18 protein-coding genes are annotated in these 18,792 nt (G+C 27.3%); 11 read left to right on the forward strand and 7 right to left on the reverse strand.

The genetic code is table 11. From position 1 onward, the window contains the following. Positions 1-114: 114 nt before the first annotated feature. Both OIF33_RS15625 and OIF33_RS15630 read right to left on the reverse strand, forming a co-directional pair. Positions 115-726 (reverse strand): DedA family protein, encoded by a 612-nt coding sequence (locus OIF33_RS15625; RefSeq protein ID WP_322505161.1) that lies wholly within the window; start codon positions 724-726, stop codon positions 115-117. A gap of 476 nt (positions 727-1,202) precedes the next feature. Beyond that, complete coding sequence (locus OIF33_RS15630; RefSeq protein ID WP_322505162.1) at positions 1,203-2,156, reverse strand: L-lactate dehydrogenase; 954 nt, start codon at positions 2,154-2,156, stop codon at positions 1,203-1,205. Between the two features lie 661 nt (positions 2,157-2,817). Here OIF33_RS15630 and OIF33_RS15635 point away from each other — a divergent pair. From OIF33_RS15635 to OIF33_RS15655, 5 genes are all read left to right on the forward strand, one after another. After that, entirely contained in the window at positions 2,818-3,984 is a 1,167-nt protein-coding gene (locus tag OIF33_RS15635) for a hypothetical protein (RefSeq protein ID WP_322505163.1), read from the forward strand. 153 nt (positions 3,985-4,137) lie between these two features. Further along, entirely contained in the window at positions 4,138-4,551 is a 414-nt protein-coding gene (locus tag OIF33_RS15640) for a hypothetical protein (RefSeq protein WP_322505164.1), read from the forward strand. Between the two features lie 208 nt (positions 4,552-4,759). Then, complete coding sequence (locus OIF33_RS15645; protein WP_322505165.1) at positions 4,760-5,500, forward strand: DUF975 family protein; 741 nt, start codon at positions 4,760-4,762, stop codon at positions 5,498-5,500. A 198-nt stretch (positions 5,501-5,698) separates the two neighbouring features. After that, a complete protein-coding gene (locus tag OIF33_RS15650) occupies positions 5,699-6,490 on the forward strand; it encodes a DUF975 family protein (protein ID WP_322505166.1) in 792 nt (263 codons plus the stop codon). Positions 6,491-6,671: 181 nt separating this feature from the next. Then, a complete protein-coding gene (locus OIF33_RS15655; RefSeq protein ID WP_322505167.1) occupies positions 6,672-7,628 on the forward strand; it encodes a DUF975 family protein in 957 nt (318 codons plus the stop codon). 148 nt (positions 7,629-7,776) lie between these two features. On the opposite strand, the gene OIF33_RS15660 is transcribed toward OIF33_RS15655, so the two are convergent. The 3 genes from OIF33_RS15660 to OIF33_RS15670 all read right to left on the reverse strand — a co-directional run bounded on the left by OIF33_RS15660 (position 7,777) and on the right by OIF33_RS15670 (position 11,400). Then, positions 7,777-9,099, reverse strand: a complete 1,323-nt coding sequence (locus OIF33_RS15660) for a GTP-binding protein (RefSeq protein WP_322505168.1) — start codon at positions 9,097-9,099, stop codon at positions 7,777-7,779. Positions 9,100-9,970: 871 nt separating this feature from the next. Beyond that, positions 9,971-10,258, reverse strand: a complete 288-nt coding sequence (locus OIF33_RS15665; RefSeq protein ID WP_322505169.1) for a hypothetical protein — start codon at positions 10,256-10,258, stop codon at positions 9,971-9,973. A gap of 209 nt (positions 10,259-10,467) precedes the next feature. After that, positions 10,468-11,400 carry an AEC family transporter gene (locus tag OIF33_RS15670; protein WP_322505170.1) on the reverse strand — a complete coding sequence of 311 codons (933 nt, stop codon included), beginning with the start codon at positions 11,398-11,400 and terminating at the stop codon, positions 10,468-10,470. A 245-nt stretch (positions 11,401-11,645) separates the two neighbouring features. Between OIF33_RS15670 and OIF33_RS15675 the strand changes: the two genes are divergently transcribed. Further along, positions 11,646-11,840 carry a hypothetical protein gene (locus tag OIF33_RS15675; protein WP_322505171.1) on the forward strand — a complete coding sequence of 65 codons (195 nt, stop codon included), beginning with the start codon at positions 11,646-11,648 and terminating at the stop codon, positions 11,838-11,840. 285 nt (positions 11,841-12,125) lie between these two features. Here the strand turns inward: OIF33_RS15675 and hydG are convergent, their stop codons facing one another. Both hydG and OIF33_RS15685 read right to left on the reverse strand, forming a co-directional pair. Further along, positions 12,126-13,547 (reverse strand): [FeFe] hydrogenase H-cluster radical SAM maturase HydG, encoded by a 1,422-nt coding sequence (gene hydG / locus OIF33_RS15680; protein ID WP_322505172.1) that lies wholly within the window; start codon positions 13,545-13,547, stop codon positions 12,126-12,128. A gap of 105 nt (positions 13,548-13,652) precedes the next feature. Then, a complete protein-coding gene (locus OIF33_RS15685; RefSeq protein ID WP_322505173.1) occupies positions 13,653-13,904 on the reverse strand; it encodes a TM1266 family iron-only hydrogenase system putative regulator in 252 nt (83 codons plus the stop codon). Positions 13,905-14,281: 377 nt separating this feature from the next. On the opposite strand from OIF33_RS15685, the gene OIF33_RS15690 reads away from it, so the two are divergent. The 5 genes from OIF33_RS15690 to OIF33_RS15710 all read left to right on the forward strand — a co-directional run bounded on the left by OIF33_RS15690 (position 14,282) and on the right by OIF33_RS15710 (position 18,680). Further along, positions 14,282-15,808, forward strand: coding sequence for a DUF1002 domain-containing protein (locus tag OIF33_RS15690; RefSeq protein WP_322505174.1), 1,527 nt, complete (start codon positions 14,282-14,284; stop codon positions 15,806-15,808). 191 nt (positions 15,809-15,999) lie between these two features. Continuing rightward, positions 16,000-16,233 carry a DUF1659 domain-containing protein gene (locus OIF33_RS15695; RefSeq protein WP_322505175.1) on the forward strand — a complete coding sequence of 78 codons (234 nt, stop codon included), beginning with the start codon at positions 16,000-16,002 and terminating at the stop codon, positions 16,231-16,233. Between the two features lie 310 nt (positions 16,234-16,543). Beyond that, on the forward strand, positions 16,544-16,768 hold the full coding sequence (locus OIF33_RS15700; RefSeq protein WP_322505176.1) for a DUF2922 domain-containing protein: 225 nt from the start codon (positions 16,544-16,546) through the stop codon (positions 16,766-16,768). Positions 16,769-16,989: 221 nt separating this feature from the next. After that, positions 16,990-17,670 carry a response regulator transcription factor gene (locus OIF33_RS15705; protein ID WP_322505177.1) on the forward strand — a complete coding sequence of 227 codons (681 nt, stop codon included), beginning with the start codon at positions 16,990-16,992 and terminating at the stop codon, positions 17,668-17,670. Continuing rightward, entirely contained in the window at positions 17,667-18,680 is a 1,014-nt protein-coding gene (locus OIF33_RS15710) for a sensor histidine kinase (protein WP_322505178.1), read from the forward strand. Before OIF33_RS15705 ends, OIF33_RS15710 begins: the two co-directional genes overlap by 4 nt. Positions 18,681-18,792 lie beyond the last annotated feature (112 nt).

Below are 18,792 nucleotides of genomic sequence, written 5' to 3' on the forward strand. Positions count from 1 at the left end.
TAATTCCCGTATGTGCATATAGTCTTTTTATTTTACTTTTTAGAGACTTTCTATAAATAAAAATAACTTTAAATAGGATTCATAATTATAATTCCTATTTAAAGTTATTTTCACCTATACCTTATTTTTCCTTTTTGATTTTATGTACTTAAATATAAAGTAGAAAATAATAAGTAATATTAATGCTCCACCTAGTACCCATGAATATTTTTTTACTACAGAATCTATTACAGTATAATTTTGGGTGTATATTGTACCTAATTTAATTAATGTAAAATCCCAGAGAATCATACCTAGTGCTGAAAAAAATAAAAATCTATGAAGTTTCATTCCTATTATTCCAGATACAATAGAGATAACGGCTCTGGCCATCGGGATTACTCTAGATAGAAACACTCCAATATATCTATATTTGAAAAGTAGTTTTTGTGACTTTTCTACAGATTTATTTAGTTTAGGGTGTTTTGCTCTTAAGTCATCTATAAAATTTTTAATTAAATATTTTCCAAGTAAAAACATTATTAATGAACCAACAGAACCACCTAAAACAGCTACCAGTGTTAAAAAGTAAATATTTTGGTTATTACTTTTTGCTACAGCTCCAACAAAAGGGAGGACAACTTCGCTTGGAATGGGCATTGATAAATATTCAAGCAAGCTAGTGAAAAATATACTGATTGCTCCATATTTAAGTATAAACATTTTTATTAAAGCTATGTAATTCATAACAAGAACTCCAATCAATAAAATGATACTTATTTTATATTAAATTTTTTTTAAACAAATTTATCTAGGAGCTTAGTATTTCTAAAATTCTAATTTTTTAATTTAGAATCTTAGAATTAGTAGCTATTAGATAAATATAATTATTTAAATTATACCAATAAATGATAGTACTATAAAAGAAGAGTATGACATAGAGAATATTAAAAATATAAGGAACAAGTTAGACTTTTAAAAGATTTTAAAGAAAAAGGACACCATACAAGAATAATCTTAGGCAAAATCTTGTATGGTGTCTTTAAATGTAAAAGGATCATGTAATTAAGGAATATAGTTTGTGTTAGCTTTTGATGCTAATTAATATTCAAACAATAGTTTGAATATTAATTAGTTTCAAGTTTGGCAGTTTTTACAAAATAAAGTTAATATTTTTTATTCAGATGTGGATTAAAGTTTATAACCACATCTGAATTTAATTACTAATCTAATTCAGAATTAGTAATATGACCTTTTAAAATGTTAGCTGATTTAACTAAGTCTTCTTTTTCTTGAGATGATAGGGGAACATCTAGAATCTTTCTAGCTCCACTTCTATCAACTATAGTAGGCATTGCTAAATAAACATTATCAATTCCGTATTGTCCTTCAAATAGAGAAGAAATAGTTAAGATTGAGTTTTCATCACGAAGAATTGCTTCAACTATTCTAGTAACGGCAAGAGCTACAGCATAGTTTGTATATCCTTTGCTATTTATTATTTCGTAAGCGGCATTTTTAACTTTTTCAGGAAGTTGTTTTTTGAATGAGCCATCACATTTAGAGCAAACAGTTTTGCAATATTCATCAACATTTGCTCCGGCTATGTTAGTTAAGCTCCAAGCTGTTATTTCTGAATCACCATGTTCTCCGATTATATATGTGTGAACATTTCTAGCGTCTATATCAAAATGTTCTGAAAGCATATATTTTAATCTTGAAGTATCTAGAACAGTTCCTGATCCAATAACACGTTCTTTAGGGAATCCAGAAAGTTTATAAGTGATGTAAGTTAAAATATCAACTGGATTTGATACTACTAAAAGTATTGAATTTGGACTGTATTTAACAACCTCAGGAACAATGCTTTTGAATATTTTTAAGTTTTTATTTATAATATCTAATCTTGTTTCACCAGGTTTTGGACCAACTCCAGCAGTGATTATAACTACATCAGAATCTTTTGTATCGGCATAATCACCAGATCGTATATCAACAGATTTAACAAATGCTGCGCCTTGTGCTAAATCCATAGCTTCAGCATGTGCCTTATCTTTATTTATATCAACTATTACTATTTCAGATGCTAATCCATCTTGCATTAATGCAAAAGCTGTTGTTGAGCCAACAAATCCTGCACCTATTATTGAGATTTTATTAGTTTTTTCTTTTATCATATATATCATCTCCTAATTTAATTCCTAGTTAATTACTCTGAATTATAAATTTATTATATAACAAATAATAATTGTTATCAAGTAGTTTTTAATATTATTCTAATTTAACCATATAGAACCATATAAAAAGAAAATAATAGCCAATATAATTATTTAAAGAAAGTTTATAAAAATATTTTCTCAAATTAGAAGGATATTTATACTTGCGAGAGAAATATATCTTATGAGTAAAAAGATTTAACACATTTAATAAGCAATAATTTAGTGGGCTATTCAGGATAAATTATAAATCTTTTAATACTCAAATATATGTTTTATTAAAACTATTAATGGGAGTAGAGAGTTGATTTGGAGTCTCCAATGGGGGAGTGAGTACTTTAAGTTAATTCTTAAAAGTTTAAGTTAAGGTTATATAAAATTTAGTTTATGCTTTTAAAATATAATTGCCAAAAATTTATATAAAAAATGATAGTTATAAATTTTAGATATTATATTTCAAAAATCATGGATAGAATTTATATAGCCTTAATTTTTTTTTCTGCTTTAAGAAAGATTTAAGATAAAATATATATAATCATAAAGTGATATTTTGGGAAAAATAGTATATAATTAAAATTATATGAATATGTCTATTTATTACAATTTTAAGGGGTGAGCATCTTTGGAAAAGTTAGATAAAAAGAGTGTTAAAAAAGATGCTGAAAAAAAGTACGAATTTAAATTTTATAGATACTTGGGTTTGGTTTTACTTGTTCTTTTTTCTTGCATATTTACTGTAAGTAATTTAATAAATTCAGGGGAAACGAGAAAAGTAATTGTAGAAATAGTTAGAAATGATTATAGTGAATTTTTTCAGTATGAAATAAAGAATAATGATAAAAGTCTCGGAGATATATATGATGACTATTCAAATAAGCATAATATCTCAGTAGATAAGTTAATGGCAATAAACATAATCTATTTTGGACAAGATGAAAATAGATATTTAGAACCATATATAAGACCATACATAGATAAACACAATCTATCTAAAGCAGATAGAAAAGATTTATATGAGCAGGTCAAGAGAGAAATAAAAATTATTGAAAATAAATATACCTTTAAATTAATAGTTAAGAGATTTTCTCCATATGTACTTGCAATTATTTTTTTAACAATAATAATGGCAAGCTCATCATTCATTAGAAAAAGGAATAGGTTTGAGAAGAATGTAATTAATATTCTAGTTCTCTTAATAGGAACATACATATGTTATTTGTCGATTATAAGTGTAAAACATGAAATATTGATAAATATAGCTATTGTAGGGATTTTATTAGAATTTATTATAGAGAATAAATCTAATTTATTAAAGTATGTTGGAGGGACTGTAATAATATGTATCGTCGCTGCAAGTATTTTTGTTAAGTTCGATAATAAGGATATGGATTTAGATAAATATAATAGTGATAATTTGGTTTTAGTAAATAACTTACAGGAAAATAGTAATATTGAAGATGAACAAGCTATTCAAGAAATTGGTGAAAATTTATTTTCTGAGATGAAGAAAGAAAATATGATAGAGGTTAATGAGCCAGAGAATGAAGTTAATAAGTTAATAGAAGAAAAGAAAAAACTTATTTTTAATGATAAGACAACTAATAAACCTGTATTTTATGTGTATTTATATAATCAAATACCTATATATAGGATTGTATCTGTTGAAGGTGCAAGTTCTATAAAGGTATATGAAGGAGTTTTAAATCCCTACATGAGAAGTAATTTAATGAAACTTGAAAGAGGAAAAAATGTAGAAAAAAGAAGGTATAAAAGGAATAAAAAATATTAATACCTTAGATAAAGCTTTAAATTTTATGTAAATTAACATTAAAAAAATCATAATGATATATTCAGTAGAATATAAGTATACTAAGGACAGAATTATAGATATTCAGTTCTTAGTATATTTTTATGTAGAATATTAATTTATGGGGTGATTTAAGTGGAGCAAAAAAAAGAACAATTAAATGAAAATGTTTTCAAGAATAATCTAACTAAGGAACAGTGGGTTGATATATTAAAAAATGGAGATTTAATTGGGCTAAGAGATATGAAGATACTACTTAATTTATATGGTAATAACGGACAACCCCTTAAGACTGCTTTAATAGGAGAGCATTTAGAATTTAGTGATATTGGAACTAGAATTCAAAAAATGGGCAAGAGAATAGAGTCTGAAGTAGGAATAAAATTAGAAGAAAAAGAAATAGGAAGCTGGAGACACAAATTTAGACATTGGCTTATTATGTTTAATGGATCAAAGAAATATGATGAAAAAGAGAATAAATATTACTTTATATGGACATTAAAAAAAGAGCTTAAAGAGGCTATAGATTTTCTACTGTGTAAAGAATAGTATATTTTAAGGGGCTATATCAAAATTAACTAAGTTTTGATATAGCCCCAATTTATTAATATAGCTTTGTTTTAGGTGAATATTGATTTTTAGCTAGTTCTTCAGACCTAGCTTGAACTTTTTTTATTTAGTAGAAATTGAAGTGTTTGACAGTAAAAGCTTCAACAGGTTACTATCTTATTAGCAGAAGAAGGGAGTGGAAGGAATAATGACAAGAAAGGAAATAAAAAGCATTGCCAAGTCAAAGCTAAAAGGTAGATGGTTTAATATAGTTCTATTAACCCTAATAATAGCTTTAATAGAATTGGGTGCTAATGAAATTATAGGAAGAGCTGATGGAATAGTATCAACTGTTCTAAGTCTAGTAAATAACTTTTTATTAATGCCAGCTATAACTGCAGCAGGGATTATATACACTATTAAGTTTGTTAAAAGTGATGAAGTTATACCTTTAGGTGAGGCAATACCAACAGCTAATACTTGGGGAAGATTTATAATGGCTATGTTAGTTACAATGATATTTAGCATACCAATATGGATATTTGTATTTATAGCAAACATAATTTTAGTTTTGTCGATAACATCTTTACATAATGCTATGCTTATGGGACAGTCAGCAATAAATCCTGTAATAGCACTTTGGGGAATTATTTTAGTAATGATAATATTTGTAGCATTATTAGCTATTATATTAGGAATTCTTTTATTCCCATTACCATACCTAATGGCTGAAGAGGATTGCGGAATATGGGAAGCTGTTAAAAAAAGTTTCAGTATAATGAATGGGCATAGATGGAAACTATTTGTTATGGGACTTAGCTTTTTAGGATGGATAGTATTATCATTATTAACTCTTGGAATAGGTTTATTATGGTTATTACCATATATACAAGTTACTCTAAGAATTTACTATCTTTCAATTACAGGTAGAGAAAATGAAATAAATTAATAGAAAAAAGGTTGTATCGTATGATATGGCCTTTTTTTATTAAAAAGTTTAGGTATTAATAGATAAATATTGAAAATAGTTAATAACACACTACATTTGGTGGAATAAGAGAAGTTTTAAGTACAAAATAAAGTTTACAAAATTGACATAAAATTAATAAAGTGTTAACATTTAGATAGATAGAAAGAGGTGAGTATCATGATGACAAGAAGAGAAATGAAAAGTTTAGCTAAGGATAAGTTAAAAGGAAGATGGACGAATTTTGTATTACTTACTCTTATAATAATTGCTATAGAACTAATAGTTACACTTTTAATTAATAGGATAGATTCACTAGGAATGTTTTTTGTATTAGATATATGTAATTATTTATTATTAGCACCAGCTTTAAGTGCAGCAGGAATAGTTTATGTTATTAAATTTGTTCATAGTGATGAAAAATTATCAATGAAAGAAGCAGTACCAACAAAGAAAGTTTGGATTAATTTTATTAAGATCATTTTAGCGTCTACTTTATTTATACTACCAGCTATGTTGATTGTATTTGTCTCACAAATAATATCAATACTAACAGCAACAGTATCACAAGTAATAGCATATTCTCCATCAATGTTTATTGACAGTGATACAATAACTACATTTACTGGAATTATTGTAGTAGCTATCATTATATCATTAATCTACTGTATAATAATATCACTTTTCTTATTCCCACTTTCATACATAATGACAGAAGAACAAGAGTTAGGAGTTTGGGAAGGTGTAGGTAAATCTTTTAAAATTATGAAAGGTCATAAATGGGAGCTTTTTGTTTTAGAATTAAGCTTCATTGGATGGGGAATACTTTCAATATTAACTTTAGGAATCGGATTTTTATGGTTAATACCATATATTCAAACAACAATGAGAATATACTATCTTTCAATTTCTGATAGAGAGTTAGGAAAAACTGTTAAATTCGAACTTGAGGAAGATTTTGAAGTCAAATAATTAAGTAGCTGATTTTACTTCAAAATTTTCTTTCAATTTAAATATCAAAACCAGCTTTAATTAGTATTAAGGCTGGTTTTTTTATGATTTATACAATAAAAAGAACTATTTTAGTGGATAATATTGACATTGTATTATGCGGGTGTTAACATTTTATTAAAAATAAAAGGGGTGAAATAAGATGACAAGAAAAGAAGTAAAAGATTTAGCTGAAAGTAAGTTGAAAGGAAGATGGAAAAATTTTGTTTTACTTATGCTTATAGTTTCTATAGTAGAAATAGTTGTTACAACTATATTGTTTAATATGAATGAAGGAGTACTACATTCAATATTAAACTTATGTGACAGTATTTTATTAACACCTTTTCTAGGAGCTGTATTAATAGTATATGTAGTTAAATTAGTTAATAGCGATGAAATATTACCTTTAAAGGAAGCAATTCCATCACGTAGAATTTGGATAAACTTTATTAAAAAATTATTTGTTTTAATATTATTTACTCTTCCAGCGATAATATTAAGTGGTATTATGATAGCTGTAGCATTTATGAATGTTTATACAAATTTTTATGGTTCATTACTTTCAAATTATATGAATTATACTGCAAACTATATGGATTATACTGTAGTAATACAGCGTTTCTTAGGAATTTTAATTATAACATTAATTTTGGCAACTATTTATAATGTAGTTATTAGTTTATTACTTTTCCCAGTTAAATATATCATAGTTGATAAACCTGAAGTTGGAATATGGGAAGCGGTTGGAAAAGGATTTAAGATAATGAAAGGCCATAAATGGCAACTTTTTATATTACAATTAAGCTTAATTGGTTGGGGAATACTTGCCATATTACCTATAATAATAGGAAGTGTATTAATTGCTTTAATGGGTTGGAATATGCTTTTAATAGCTCCTTTTGGAATAGGATTATTATGGTTCTATTGTTATGCTAATACAGTATATAGAGTTTATTATCTTTCAATATTAGATAATAAAGTAGTTATAGAAGAAAAATTAGATCAAGAGAAAGAATCAGACTTAGAAAAAGAAGCAAATTCAGAAGAAAATTTAAATCTAAAAAAAGATCAACCTAACATATCTGTAGAGGTTGAGGACGATGATTTTGAAATCTAATATTTAATTTAAATGCCTAAGAAATACATTTAATAAACATATAAAAGCGTATTATTAAATGAAATCTTAGGCATTTTTATTTTAAGTGAAAGTCCAAATTTAAATTTGGTATCTTGAACTTATGCAATAGAACATAGCGAGATTAATATTATTTAAGAGGTTCCATAACCCTATCTAATATATTATTAATTTCAGCTATTGATGTACCAAAGTTCGTTATAGGAACGAAGGCATCATCACATATTCCGATTCTATTCATTATTTCAGCCTTGTTAAACATACAGCCACCACAATGAACTACAAGAGCATATTCACTGAGATTCTTAGGAAAATCCTTACCAGAGCAATTATCTACAATTATGCCAGGACAAATTTCTTCTAACCAAGTAGGTAATTTTTCTCTTGCTATATCACCTTTTAGTTGGTGATGAGTACATGCTTCGGATATTAAAACTTTATCTCCTGCTTTAAGATTTTTTATGGCCTTAGCACCTGCATAGAATTTGTCTAAATCTCCTTTGTATCTAGCCATAAGTATTGAAAATGAAGTAAGGGGAACATCCCTATCTAATTTAGCATTAACTTGCTTAAATACTTGAGAGTCTGTTATTACTAAATCAGGCTTACCATTAAATATTTTAAGTCCATCCTCTAATTTATCTAATGTAACCATAGTAGGTATTCCACCGTGATCTAATATATCTCTTAAGACTTGAACCTGTGGAAGTATAAGTCTTCCTTTAGGAGCTTGAATATCTTGTGGAGCAACTAAAAGAACATTATCACCAGGTTTTATTTTATCTCCTATTATTGCACTTTCGGTAATTGAAGCAGGAGATACTTTTACAAGTTCCTTCTTTAATTCTGCTATATTAAGATTTTCTTTAGCACTTATTGCAACATAAGGAATAGCTAATAGTTCACCAATAGCTTTTAATGTAGAGTTTAGTTGGTTATCACCAAAATAGTCCTTATTAGAATTAGATGTTTCATCTATATTTTTTAAGTCAATCTTAGATTCAATAAGATTGTTAGGAACTAAATCACATTTATTGATAACTAGGATAGCTGGTTTATTAGCTTTTTTTAATTTCTCTAGCCATAAGATTTCCTTAGAAAGCATGTCCTTGAATGAAGTATTTGATTTTATGGCATCTAATATTTCGCATAGTGAAAGTGTTATAAGGGCAACATCTGTTTTCCCTACAACTTCCTCAGTTCTTTCAACCCTAAGTTTACCTATTTCCCCTTCATCATCAAATCCTGCCGTATCAACAAAAACAACAGGGCCTAAAGGTAAAAGTTCCATTGCTTTATAAACTGGGTCAGTTGTTGTCCCTCTAACATCAGAAACTAGGGATATATTTTGTCCTGTTAAAGCATTTATTATACTAGATTTTCCAGAGTTTGTTTTACCAAAAAGAGAAATATGTATTCTACTTCCTCTAGGAGTTTCATTAAAATTACTCATAAATTTTTCTACTATTGCAAGAAATGAATAGTAGAATTTCACCTCCTTATATTAAATCTTTAGTGAAAATATTTTCAATTGTGAATAAATCTGTGGATAACTTTTTTAATGAATTTTCATGTCAAAATTAAAGTCAAATCATGCAAATAAGCAACGAAAAAAGTAAAAAAATTACAACTACAAATGGCTATACCAAGCCGTTTATAAGAGTTTTCACCTTTTCAAAAAATTTACTTTTCCTTTATAAATTTTCATTGGAAAATTATAAAAATACATACCTATTTACATAGAAGATTTCTAGTTATCCACATTAGCCTGTGGATAACTCGGTAGTTATTCACAACATATAGTTGTGGTATATTTGTATACACACTAAATATTGAAATATCCTAAATTTGTAATCTAAATATATTATGTATTCATATATAAACAATACCTTTTAGCAAGTGTTATAAAACTTTTATATATACACTATAGGATAATATTTCCTATATAGAGTTAGATTGTCTATTTGAATGAAATTAAATGTGATTCTAAAATATTAAGGATTTCCCCCTATTTCATAATAAATATAAATAAACTCTAACTATAATTTTACTCAAACTTATTATGAAAGCTGTGATTATGTTAGCTTTATAATCAAAAACTAGTAGAATATAAAGCCAATTAATAATTATTATTATACAAGTTATAGAGTCTTATTAGAAGTAATTTTAAAATATAAGGGATTTTATTAATAAGTTTTTAGAAAGTTAATTTGTATTTTAAAGACTTTTTTAGGATGATAGAGTAGTAAAATAAAAGAGAGATGATAAAAGTTAGTTATAACAACTATCTTTATCGTCTCTCTTTATTAATGTTTGTCTACAAATTAACATTGTGGAATTAAAACTACTTCATTACATTCTTCGAAGTTTACGGTGCTTTCATCTACATCTTTTAAAGTTAATAAAAAATCATTAGCATTTATATTTAATAAAGGATAATCCCCTATATTATTTTTTGTATCTTTACACCTATATCCTTCATTTTGAAGGCGCGTTATAACTGCATCTTTTAAAGCTTCCATTGAAGAAAAACCATTTTCTAAAGTAAGAACTATTTTGTATAAAGCACAGCAACAAGCTTTTCTTTCTGTTGAATTTTGATTTACTGCCATAAAAAAAACCTCCCTCATAATAAATAAAACTCTCAAATTATTCCTAATATTTACATAATGTTCAACTATATTTTACAACCTTTACATTGAATAGTCAAATTTTTAACAATCTATGGCGCACTTTAAGATGATAATAATAACTAAAATTATGTGAATAATTAAAGAAATTAAGAGATATTTGAAGAAATTATTATTTTTACTTAAAGTTCCTATATTAATAATATGAATATAATAAAGGTTAATATGCATAACATTGTAGATAATATAACAGTATTATTTATAAGCTCCTCATACTCAGGACAATGTTTTCCAGCGAATATTGGCAGTGAAAATGGTAATGGGAGTATTAAAAAAGTAAAGTATGCATAATTAAATAAAGTATCACTAATTATGAGCTTGTCTATTATTAGGAATTTGATTAAATATCCAATAACAAGAATTATAGCCATTCTAGTTATTACAAATTTAATGCTTTGTTTAGTATATTCCTTATTAACCTTTAATGTGAATCCAATAATAAGTAATATTAATGGAGTACCTAAATTTGCAATATATTGAATTGTGGTATAAACACCTGACAATAGAGCATTTGTTTTAAATAAATCTTTAAATCCTAAAAGATTGAAAAGTATTCCTATAAACATACCTACTAAAAGTGGAGATTTAAATAATTCCTTTAATAAATGAATGGAAAATTTCTTTTCATTAAATCTAAGCTCTAGAGCATTATAATAAACAAGCCAGCAAAAAAGCTCATTACCAGCTCCAAGTATAGAAATTTTTCCAAGGTTTTCTGTGCCAAAAACTGTTCCGAAAAGTGGAACACCTAATAATCCAAAACAAAAGGCTGAAGAAATAAATGGATCCATTGGATGGTATAAAGGCTTGATTTTATTTATTAATGAACCTATTAAGAAAAATATGCAGAGCATGATAAAGGATATAAAGATAACAGATAAATATCCTTTTTCAAAGTCCATATTAAGAAATGTTGAAAATAAGATTGCAGGTAAAGATATATCTAGGACAAGTTTCTTTATACCCGTCATAGTTTCTTCTTTTAATAATCCTTTGATTCTTATAATGTAGCCCAATAAAATAAGTAATATTATCGGAACTACATTAGACATAACTCCTGTCATTTCAAAAAAGTCTCCTCTCAAATAAAAAATAAATTTAATTTTTACCATAGTTATTTTAATAGTATCATAGCTTGGCAAATAGATGGGGGAGAGAAAAAGCAAATTTGCTTATATTAATTAAGAAATTTATGATTGTTGGTAATGTTTAATTAAATATAGTTAAGTTATAAAGAATAGTTTAGAGATTTTAATTATTTAAATGGAATCTCATAAGTGGTAAAATTTATGAAAGGGGTGAAGTGTTTATGAGGGAGAAAGAGTTTTTATTAATACCGAGAATTATTTCTATTATATATATGGTTATAGTTATGATTATGTCTTACTTAGATTTTATAAATAATGAGATGACATGGATTTTACTTATACCAGCATTAATATTTTCTATATACGTATGTAATAGAGTAAGAGGAATTGAAAAAGTTAAAAGAGATGTGCTATAAGGAAAATAATAAAAAGGACTTGTACCAAAACTAATAAAGCATTTTAAAGTTTTATTAGTAAACTTGGTGCAAGTCCTTATATTTTAAATAAGTGTTTAGTATTTAAAAGTTAGTTTTATCATTTTCCTTCATAAAATACCTGATTGTGGAGTAGGTATTTTTGTAAAACTTAAAATGATATTGCATGAATAATTAATTTATTTCTCATAGATTTTGGTTTTAAATTAAGTAAAAATAGCTTTATAACTATTTTAATCTTAAATTACTTAATAAGCAATTTTTATATTAGAATCTTAAATCTCTAGTTCCTTTGCTTATTTTTTCGATTTTTTCAGCAACAGATTTTCTAAATCCTTCATTTTCGATTTCATCTAAAGATTTTTTAATTAAAGCGTCACCGATTTCTCTTGTTCTATCTGTACCATAGTCATCTACGAATTCTTTTAATGTAATTAAAGCGTTAGCTTCACATACTTTGTAAAGTTCTCCACTTTTAACTATTTCCATGAATCTTTCGCCAGTTCTACCTTCTCTGTAGCAAGCTGTACAGTAACTTGGAATATATCCAGCTTCCATAAGGCTTTCTATCATTTCAACTGGTGATCTGTGATCTCCAACTTCGAATTGAGGTTTTTCTTCTGGATCATGATAAGTTTCTGAATAGCCACCAACACCAGTACATGAACCGGTACTTACTTGAGATACACCAAGAGCTATTATTTCATCTCTTAATGTAGGTTCTTCTCTTGTTGAAAGAATAAGACCAGCATATGGTACAGCTAATCTTAAGATAGCAACAATTTTCTTGAAGTCTTCATCACCAACTAAGTGAGGATAGTTTTCTAAGCTAACATTTTCAGCAGGTCTTAATCTTGGAACTGATAATGTATGAGGACCAACCCCTGTAGTTGCTTCTAAATCCATTGCATGCATAAGCATTGCTAGAGTTTCATATTTGTAATCATAAAGACCATATAAAACACCCATACCAATATCATCTATACCAGCTTCTCTAGCTCTATGCATAGCTGTTGTATGATAGTTATAGTTATGTTTTGGACCACTTACATGTAATCTTTCATAAGTTGGTTTGTGATAAGTTTCTTGGAATAAAATATATGTTCCAATATCAGCATCTTTAAGTCTCTTATAGTCTTCAACTGTTGTTGCAGCTATGTTTACGTTGATTCTTCTTATAGCTCCATTATCAAATTTAATTGAGTATATTGTTTTTATACAATCTAAAACATAGTCAAGAGGAGCATTAATAGGGTCTTCACCAGCTTCAAATGCTATTCTCTTATGACCTAAGCTTTCAAGAACTTTAACCTCCTCAATAAGTTGTTCCTTATTAAGTTTCTTTCTCTTAAGCTCATCATTACAATGCTTATATCCACAGTATTGACAGTTATTTACACAGTAGTTACTTACATATAAAGGTGCAAATACAACAAGTCTTTTACCATATAATTTTTCTTTAACCTCTCTAGCAGCTTTGAACATTTCTTCAATAAGCTCTTTATCTTCAAGGTTAAGAAGAACAGAAGTTTCTTCAGGTGTTAAACCTTCAGCACTTTTACTTCTTTCGATGATTTCTCTAACTAACTCCTTATCAGAAGCAAGTTCTTTTCCTTTTGCTATAAGACTATTAATTTCATCATCTTTAATAAAATCTAAAGCATTGTACTTTTCGTTATCTTTTAGCATAACAAATCTCCTTTAAAATTACTTTTAGAGTTTGCCAAAAAATAATATAAATAACTAAAATATACTCATGGGAATTCAGTGATTAAGATGCTTATAGCACTATGGCTAGAAGCTATTTTTAGATATGGCAGCCTTAACAGAAACACCTCTAAGTTTTCCGATTTTTCCTGTTATAGCTGAGATTTCATCAGTGGTTCCATCAACAACAATGGAGATAACTCTAACGTTTTTCTCTTTGTATGGTAGACCCATTCTGCCGACAATTATTCTGTCGTATTCGCTTAAAATAGAATTTACTTCTTTTATATCATCAAGGCTTTCAATAACAATGCCAACAACGGCAATTCTAGTACTCATATTGTCATCAAACCTTTCTAAAGTTCATAGTTTTTCTTACCTTTTTGTTCAGAGAATTCCTTACAATTAGGACTAAAGTATATTTATATTATTTTTGACTTAGCTTCTCGGTTGAAAGAATTTACCTTTTTAATAACATCTCGCAACAAAGAAGACTTATTATAATTATACTACAAAATTTTTAAAAATATAGCTTAATTTTCTATGGTGAAAAAATAGATAAATTTATATTGAATTAAAACAATTTGTAAACATTGATGATTTTATTTTGGTATAATTTAGATTAAAGCTTTAGATTTATTAGCTTTTTAGGAAAAAGGGAAGTTTTACTTTAATGAGTTATTAGAAAAAGTAACTTTTAGAAAGGGAGACGAAAAATGAAGAGAAATAAATTGATAACTACAATAATACTAGCAGGAGCAATAAGTATTAGTTCATTTACAACGGTTTTTGCTAGTACAAATGAGGTTGTAACTTTGGGAGCTAACCTAAATTCGAGCCAAAAACAAGAAATGTTTAATGAATTTGGAGTTAAGCCTAGTGATGTTAAGGTTATAACCATGAATGTTAAAGAAATAAGAGAGCAGCTTGGATTACCTCCAATATCAGGAGATGTTAAAGGAAATGCATATTCAAGTGCTTTTGTTAAGATAGAACAACCTGGATATGGAATAAAGGTTAAAACAAATAATTTAACAGCTGTCACACCTACTATGTTAAGTAATGCACTACTAACATCAGGAGTTACTGATGCAGATGTTATTGCTACATCTCCATTCCCTGTAACTGGAACATCAGCTTTAGCAGGTGTTTTACAAGCCTTTGAAAAGGCTACAGGAAAGAATATACCTGTTGAAAATAAAGAGGTGGCTAGACAGGAATTAAGTATAACAAATAACTTAGCTAATGCTAAAAATAGTGATGGGCAAGATATTGGACAAAATGGAGCTAGTGCCATTGTAAACCAAGCTAAAGAAGAGGTTATAAAGGATAAGCCTAAAAATGATAAAGAGGTTGGAGAAATAGTAAATAACGTTACAAATAACTATAATATTCAGTTAACTCCAGAACAGGAGCAAGAATTAGTTGGACTTATGGCTAATATAAACTCTTTAGGATTAGATTATTCTAGCCTAAAAGGAGAACTAGATAATATGTCTAATAATATACAAGAAGTTTTAAAGCAAAATGGACAAGAACTAAAAGAAAGTGGAACTTTAGATAGAATATTAAATAAAATTTTAGATACTTGTACTGATATAAAAAATTGGTTTGTATCATATTTTGGAAGTGGTGAAGTCACTATAAATGGAGTTACATATGACAAAAATGGTAACATGGTAAATAAGGAGCAAATAGACAATGAAGGAACTTCAATAGATGAACAAGCTCCAAATAATACTGATGGAACTCCAAATAATGCTAATGGAAAATCACAATCAAGTGATTCTAATGAGCAATCAAATGTTCAATCTAATAATAAAGAGCAAAGTGATAGCAACAATAGTGGAGAGCAAAATAAGAATAATAGTACTCAAAATAATAGTACTCAAAGTAATGGAGGAGCTCAAAATAACAGCTCTAAAAATAGTGAAAGTTCATCAGAAAATAGTCCAAACAAAAATAATAGTGGAAGCAATAATAATTCAACAGATAAGAGTAAGGAGACCATAACACTTCAAGATGGTACTGTAGTTCCTAGATATAATTCAAAGGGTGAGGAATATAATCCTGTTACTGGTGGATACGGACATATAAAAGAGACTGAAGATGCTGGAAAAGATTCAGATCAAAATAATGGTTATATAATAGTTGATGGTAAAAAGGTACCATTACACAATGCACAGGGACAAGAATATAATCCTGAAACAGGTGGATATGGAGATTCTAATCCTGAAAATTAAGTTTTAGATTATAATATTTAAATAATTAGGGATATTAATATTAAGCAAATAACTTTACCCTAGAATATATAAATTAATTGCAATAGAAACATAGATAATAAAAAAATATGTTTTTATTGCAGTTTTTTTTATAATTTTACAACTGAAAGAAGAAGTAAATCATATTTATATAGTGAAAGGAGTTGATAGATATGGCAAAGGCAATCTTAACAAAGAAAAGCTTAGTATTAAAGTATCAAAAGGGGGTAGATAATAATGGAGACCCTAAGTTCTCAACACAAAAGTTTTCTAAAATAAGAGTTGATGCAGAGGATTCAAAACTTTATGAGGTGGGAGAAGCATTAACAGCACTTTTAGCATCTGATGTTAATTTTGTATTAAAAGAGGATGACTTTAAGTTTGAGGAAGCAGCACCAGAAATCTAATAAATTTAGAGAGGTGATTAGCCGACTTAGTAGCATTTAAAAATCTAAAAAGTCTTTTAAATTCTACATTAATAACAATCAAAAGAATAGAAAAGGGAATTACTACTTTAAGAAAATTACTAGAGATTATAAGTAAATACTTAAGATAAAGAGCTATAATTTTAGCTTATTAATGAAGATCGAAAGATTAATAAGTACTTAGGATAAAGGGGTAGAAACACAAAAGACTTAACCTAATAAATTAAATGTTAATGACTTCATAACTCTTAGAGAGAACCTAACTATCAATATAAATAAGGGGGAAGATAAAATGGAGAGAGAATTATATCTTGCTATGTCTTTTAAAAATGCAGAGGGGAAAACAACAACAATAACACTTAAGCATATAAGAGAGGATGTAACTGAAGAAGAAGTTCAAAACGCTATGGAAAAAATACTAACATCAAATATATTTCTTTCAACTGGTGGAGATTTGGTTTCAAAGGTGAGAGGACAAATAGTTGAAAAGACAACTGAGATCTTTGAAATGGCTTAATATGTAAAATTTTGAGGTATAAGAATTTAATTCTTATACCTTTTATATTAGTTAAAAATAGTTTAATAGTACATAGTAATAATTTAAATAGTTATTTGGAGTTAAATGCAAAACCATATATATTATTCTTAATAATATTATATATGGTATAATTATACAAAAGGATTTATTGCCGTACAATTTGGTGTACGGCTTTAGTTTTATAAGGAGAGTAGTATTTTATGAATAGTAAAAAAGTTTTTATTATAGAGGATGAGGAAAAGATAAGAGAAGAGCTTACTAAATTTTTAGAGAAGTATGGCTATATTGTAAGGTCATCAAATGATTTTGAAAATATAGTTGATATATCTTTAGAATATGAACCTAGCATAATTTTGTTAGATATAAATCTTCCTTATTATGATGGTTATTATATTTGCAGAGAGATAAGAAAGAGAAGTGAAGTTCCTATTATAGTTGTTACTAGTAGGCAGGGTGAGATGGATGAGCTTATGAGTATGAACTTAGGAGCAGACGATTTTGTTACTAAACCATATAACACTCAAATACTTTTAGCGAGAATGGCATCAATTTTAAAAAGAACTTATTCTGATTCAGAAGGTGAAGGAGAATGTTTTGAGCATAGAGGTTTAAAGTATAACATGTCCACAAGTGAGGTTTCATTTAATAGAGAAGTAATGGAATTAACTAAGAATGAAAGTAAAATACTATATGTATTGATTAAAAATAAAGGGAAAATAGTGTCTAGGGATGAGATTATTAAAGCTTTATGGCAAACAAATGAGTTTATAGATGACAATACCTTAACTGTTAATGTAAATAGACTTAGAAGAAAAATTGAAGGAATTGGAGCGGAAGGATATTTACAAACTAAGAGGGGGCAGGGGTATATATTAGCATGAGTTTAAGTGATTTTATTAAAGAAAGAATTATTTTTATTATAATAAATTTATTAATATTACTTTTTACAGCTGTCTTATTATATTTCTTACATGTTGGAGGATTTGCTATTATTTTTATTGTTATTATAAATGTATTAGGTATTCTTTCATTCCACATATATGATTACTTAAGAAAAAAACAATATTATGATGAGATAAAAGAAAATATGGAATCTTTAGATAAAAAATATTTGATATCAGAAGTTATTGAGGAAGAAAATTTTACTGAGAGTAAATTAATATATGATGTAATAAATAAAAGTAATAAGGCTATGAATGATGAAATAGGAAACTTTAAGAGAAATTTAAATGAATATAAAGAGTATATAGAACTGTGGGTTCACGAAATAAAGACTCCTATAGCAACCTGTAGATTATTAATAGAAAATAATGAATCACCTTTAACTAAAAGTATAGGAGAAGAGGTCGGTAAGCTTGATAATTACATTGATCAAGCTCTTTTCTATACTAGAAGTAACACTCTTGAGAAGGATTATATTATAAAGGAAATGAACCTAAGAGAGAGTATAAACAAGGCACTAAACAATAATGCAGATATATTAATAAAAAAGAGAGTTAAAATTAATATTGGAGATGTAGATAAAACTGTTTATTCAGATAGTAAGTGGGTTCAATTTATTTTAGGACAACTAATTTCAAACTCTATTAAATATATGAATAAAGAAGAAAAAGAACTTAAAATATATTGCGGGGAAAGCAGTAAATATATAGTTTTAAATATTGAGGATAATGGTGTTGGAATAAGTGAGAAAGATGTACCAAGGGTCTTTGATAAAGGCTTTACTGGAGAGAATGGACGTAAATTTGGAAAGTCTACTGGCATAGGGTTATATCTTTGTAAAAAACTTTGTAAAAAGCTTGGTTTAGATATTTCCTTAACTTCTGAAGAAGGAAAATACACTAAGGTTTCAATTGTTTTTCCAATAAACAGAATGATGATTTTTGAGTAGGTTGCATTGACCTACTTTTTCTTTTAAGTTAGAAATTACTTAAAAACTATAATGTGACAGTTTTGTTCGTTTGGTGTTATATACTTCTATGGATTGAAATTTTAATATAACT

It is taken from the genome of Clostridium sp. LIBA-8841, assembly GCF_034439435.1.
Classification (GTDB): domain Bacteria; phylum Bacillota; class Clostridia; order Clostridiales; family Clostridiaceae; genus Sarcina.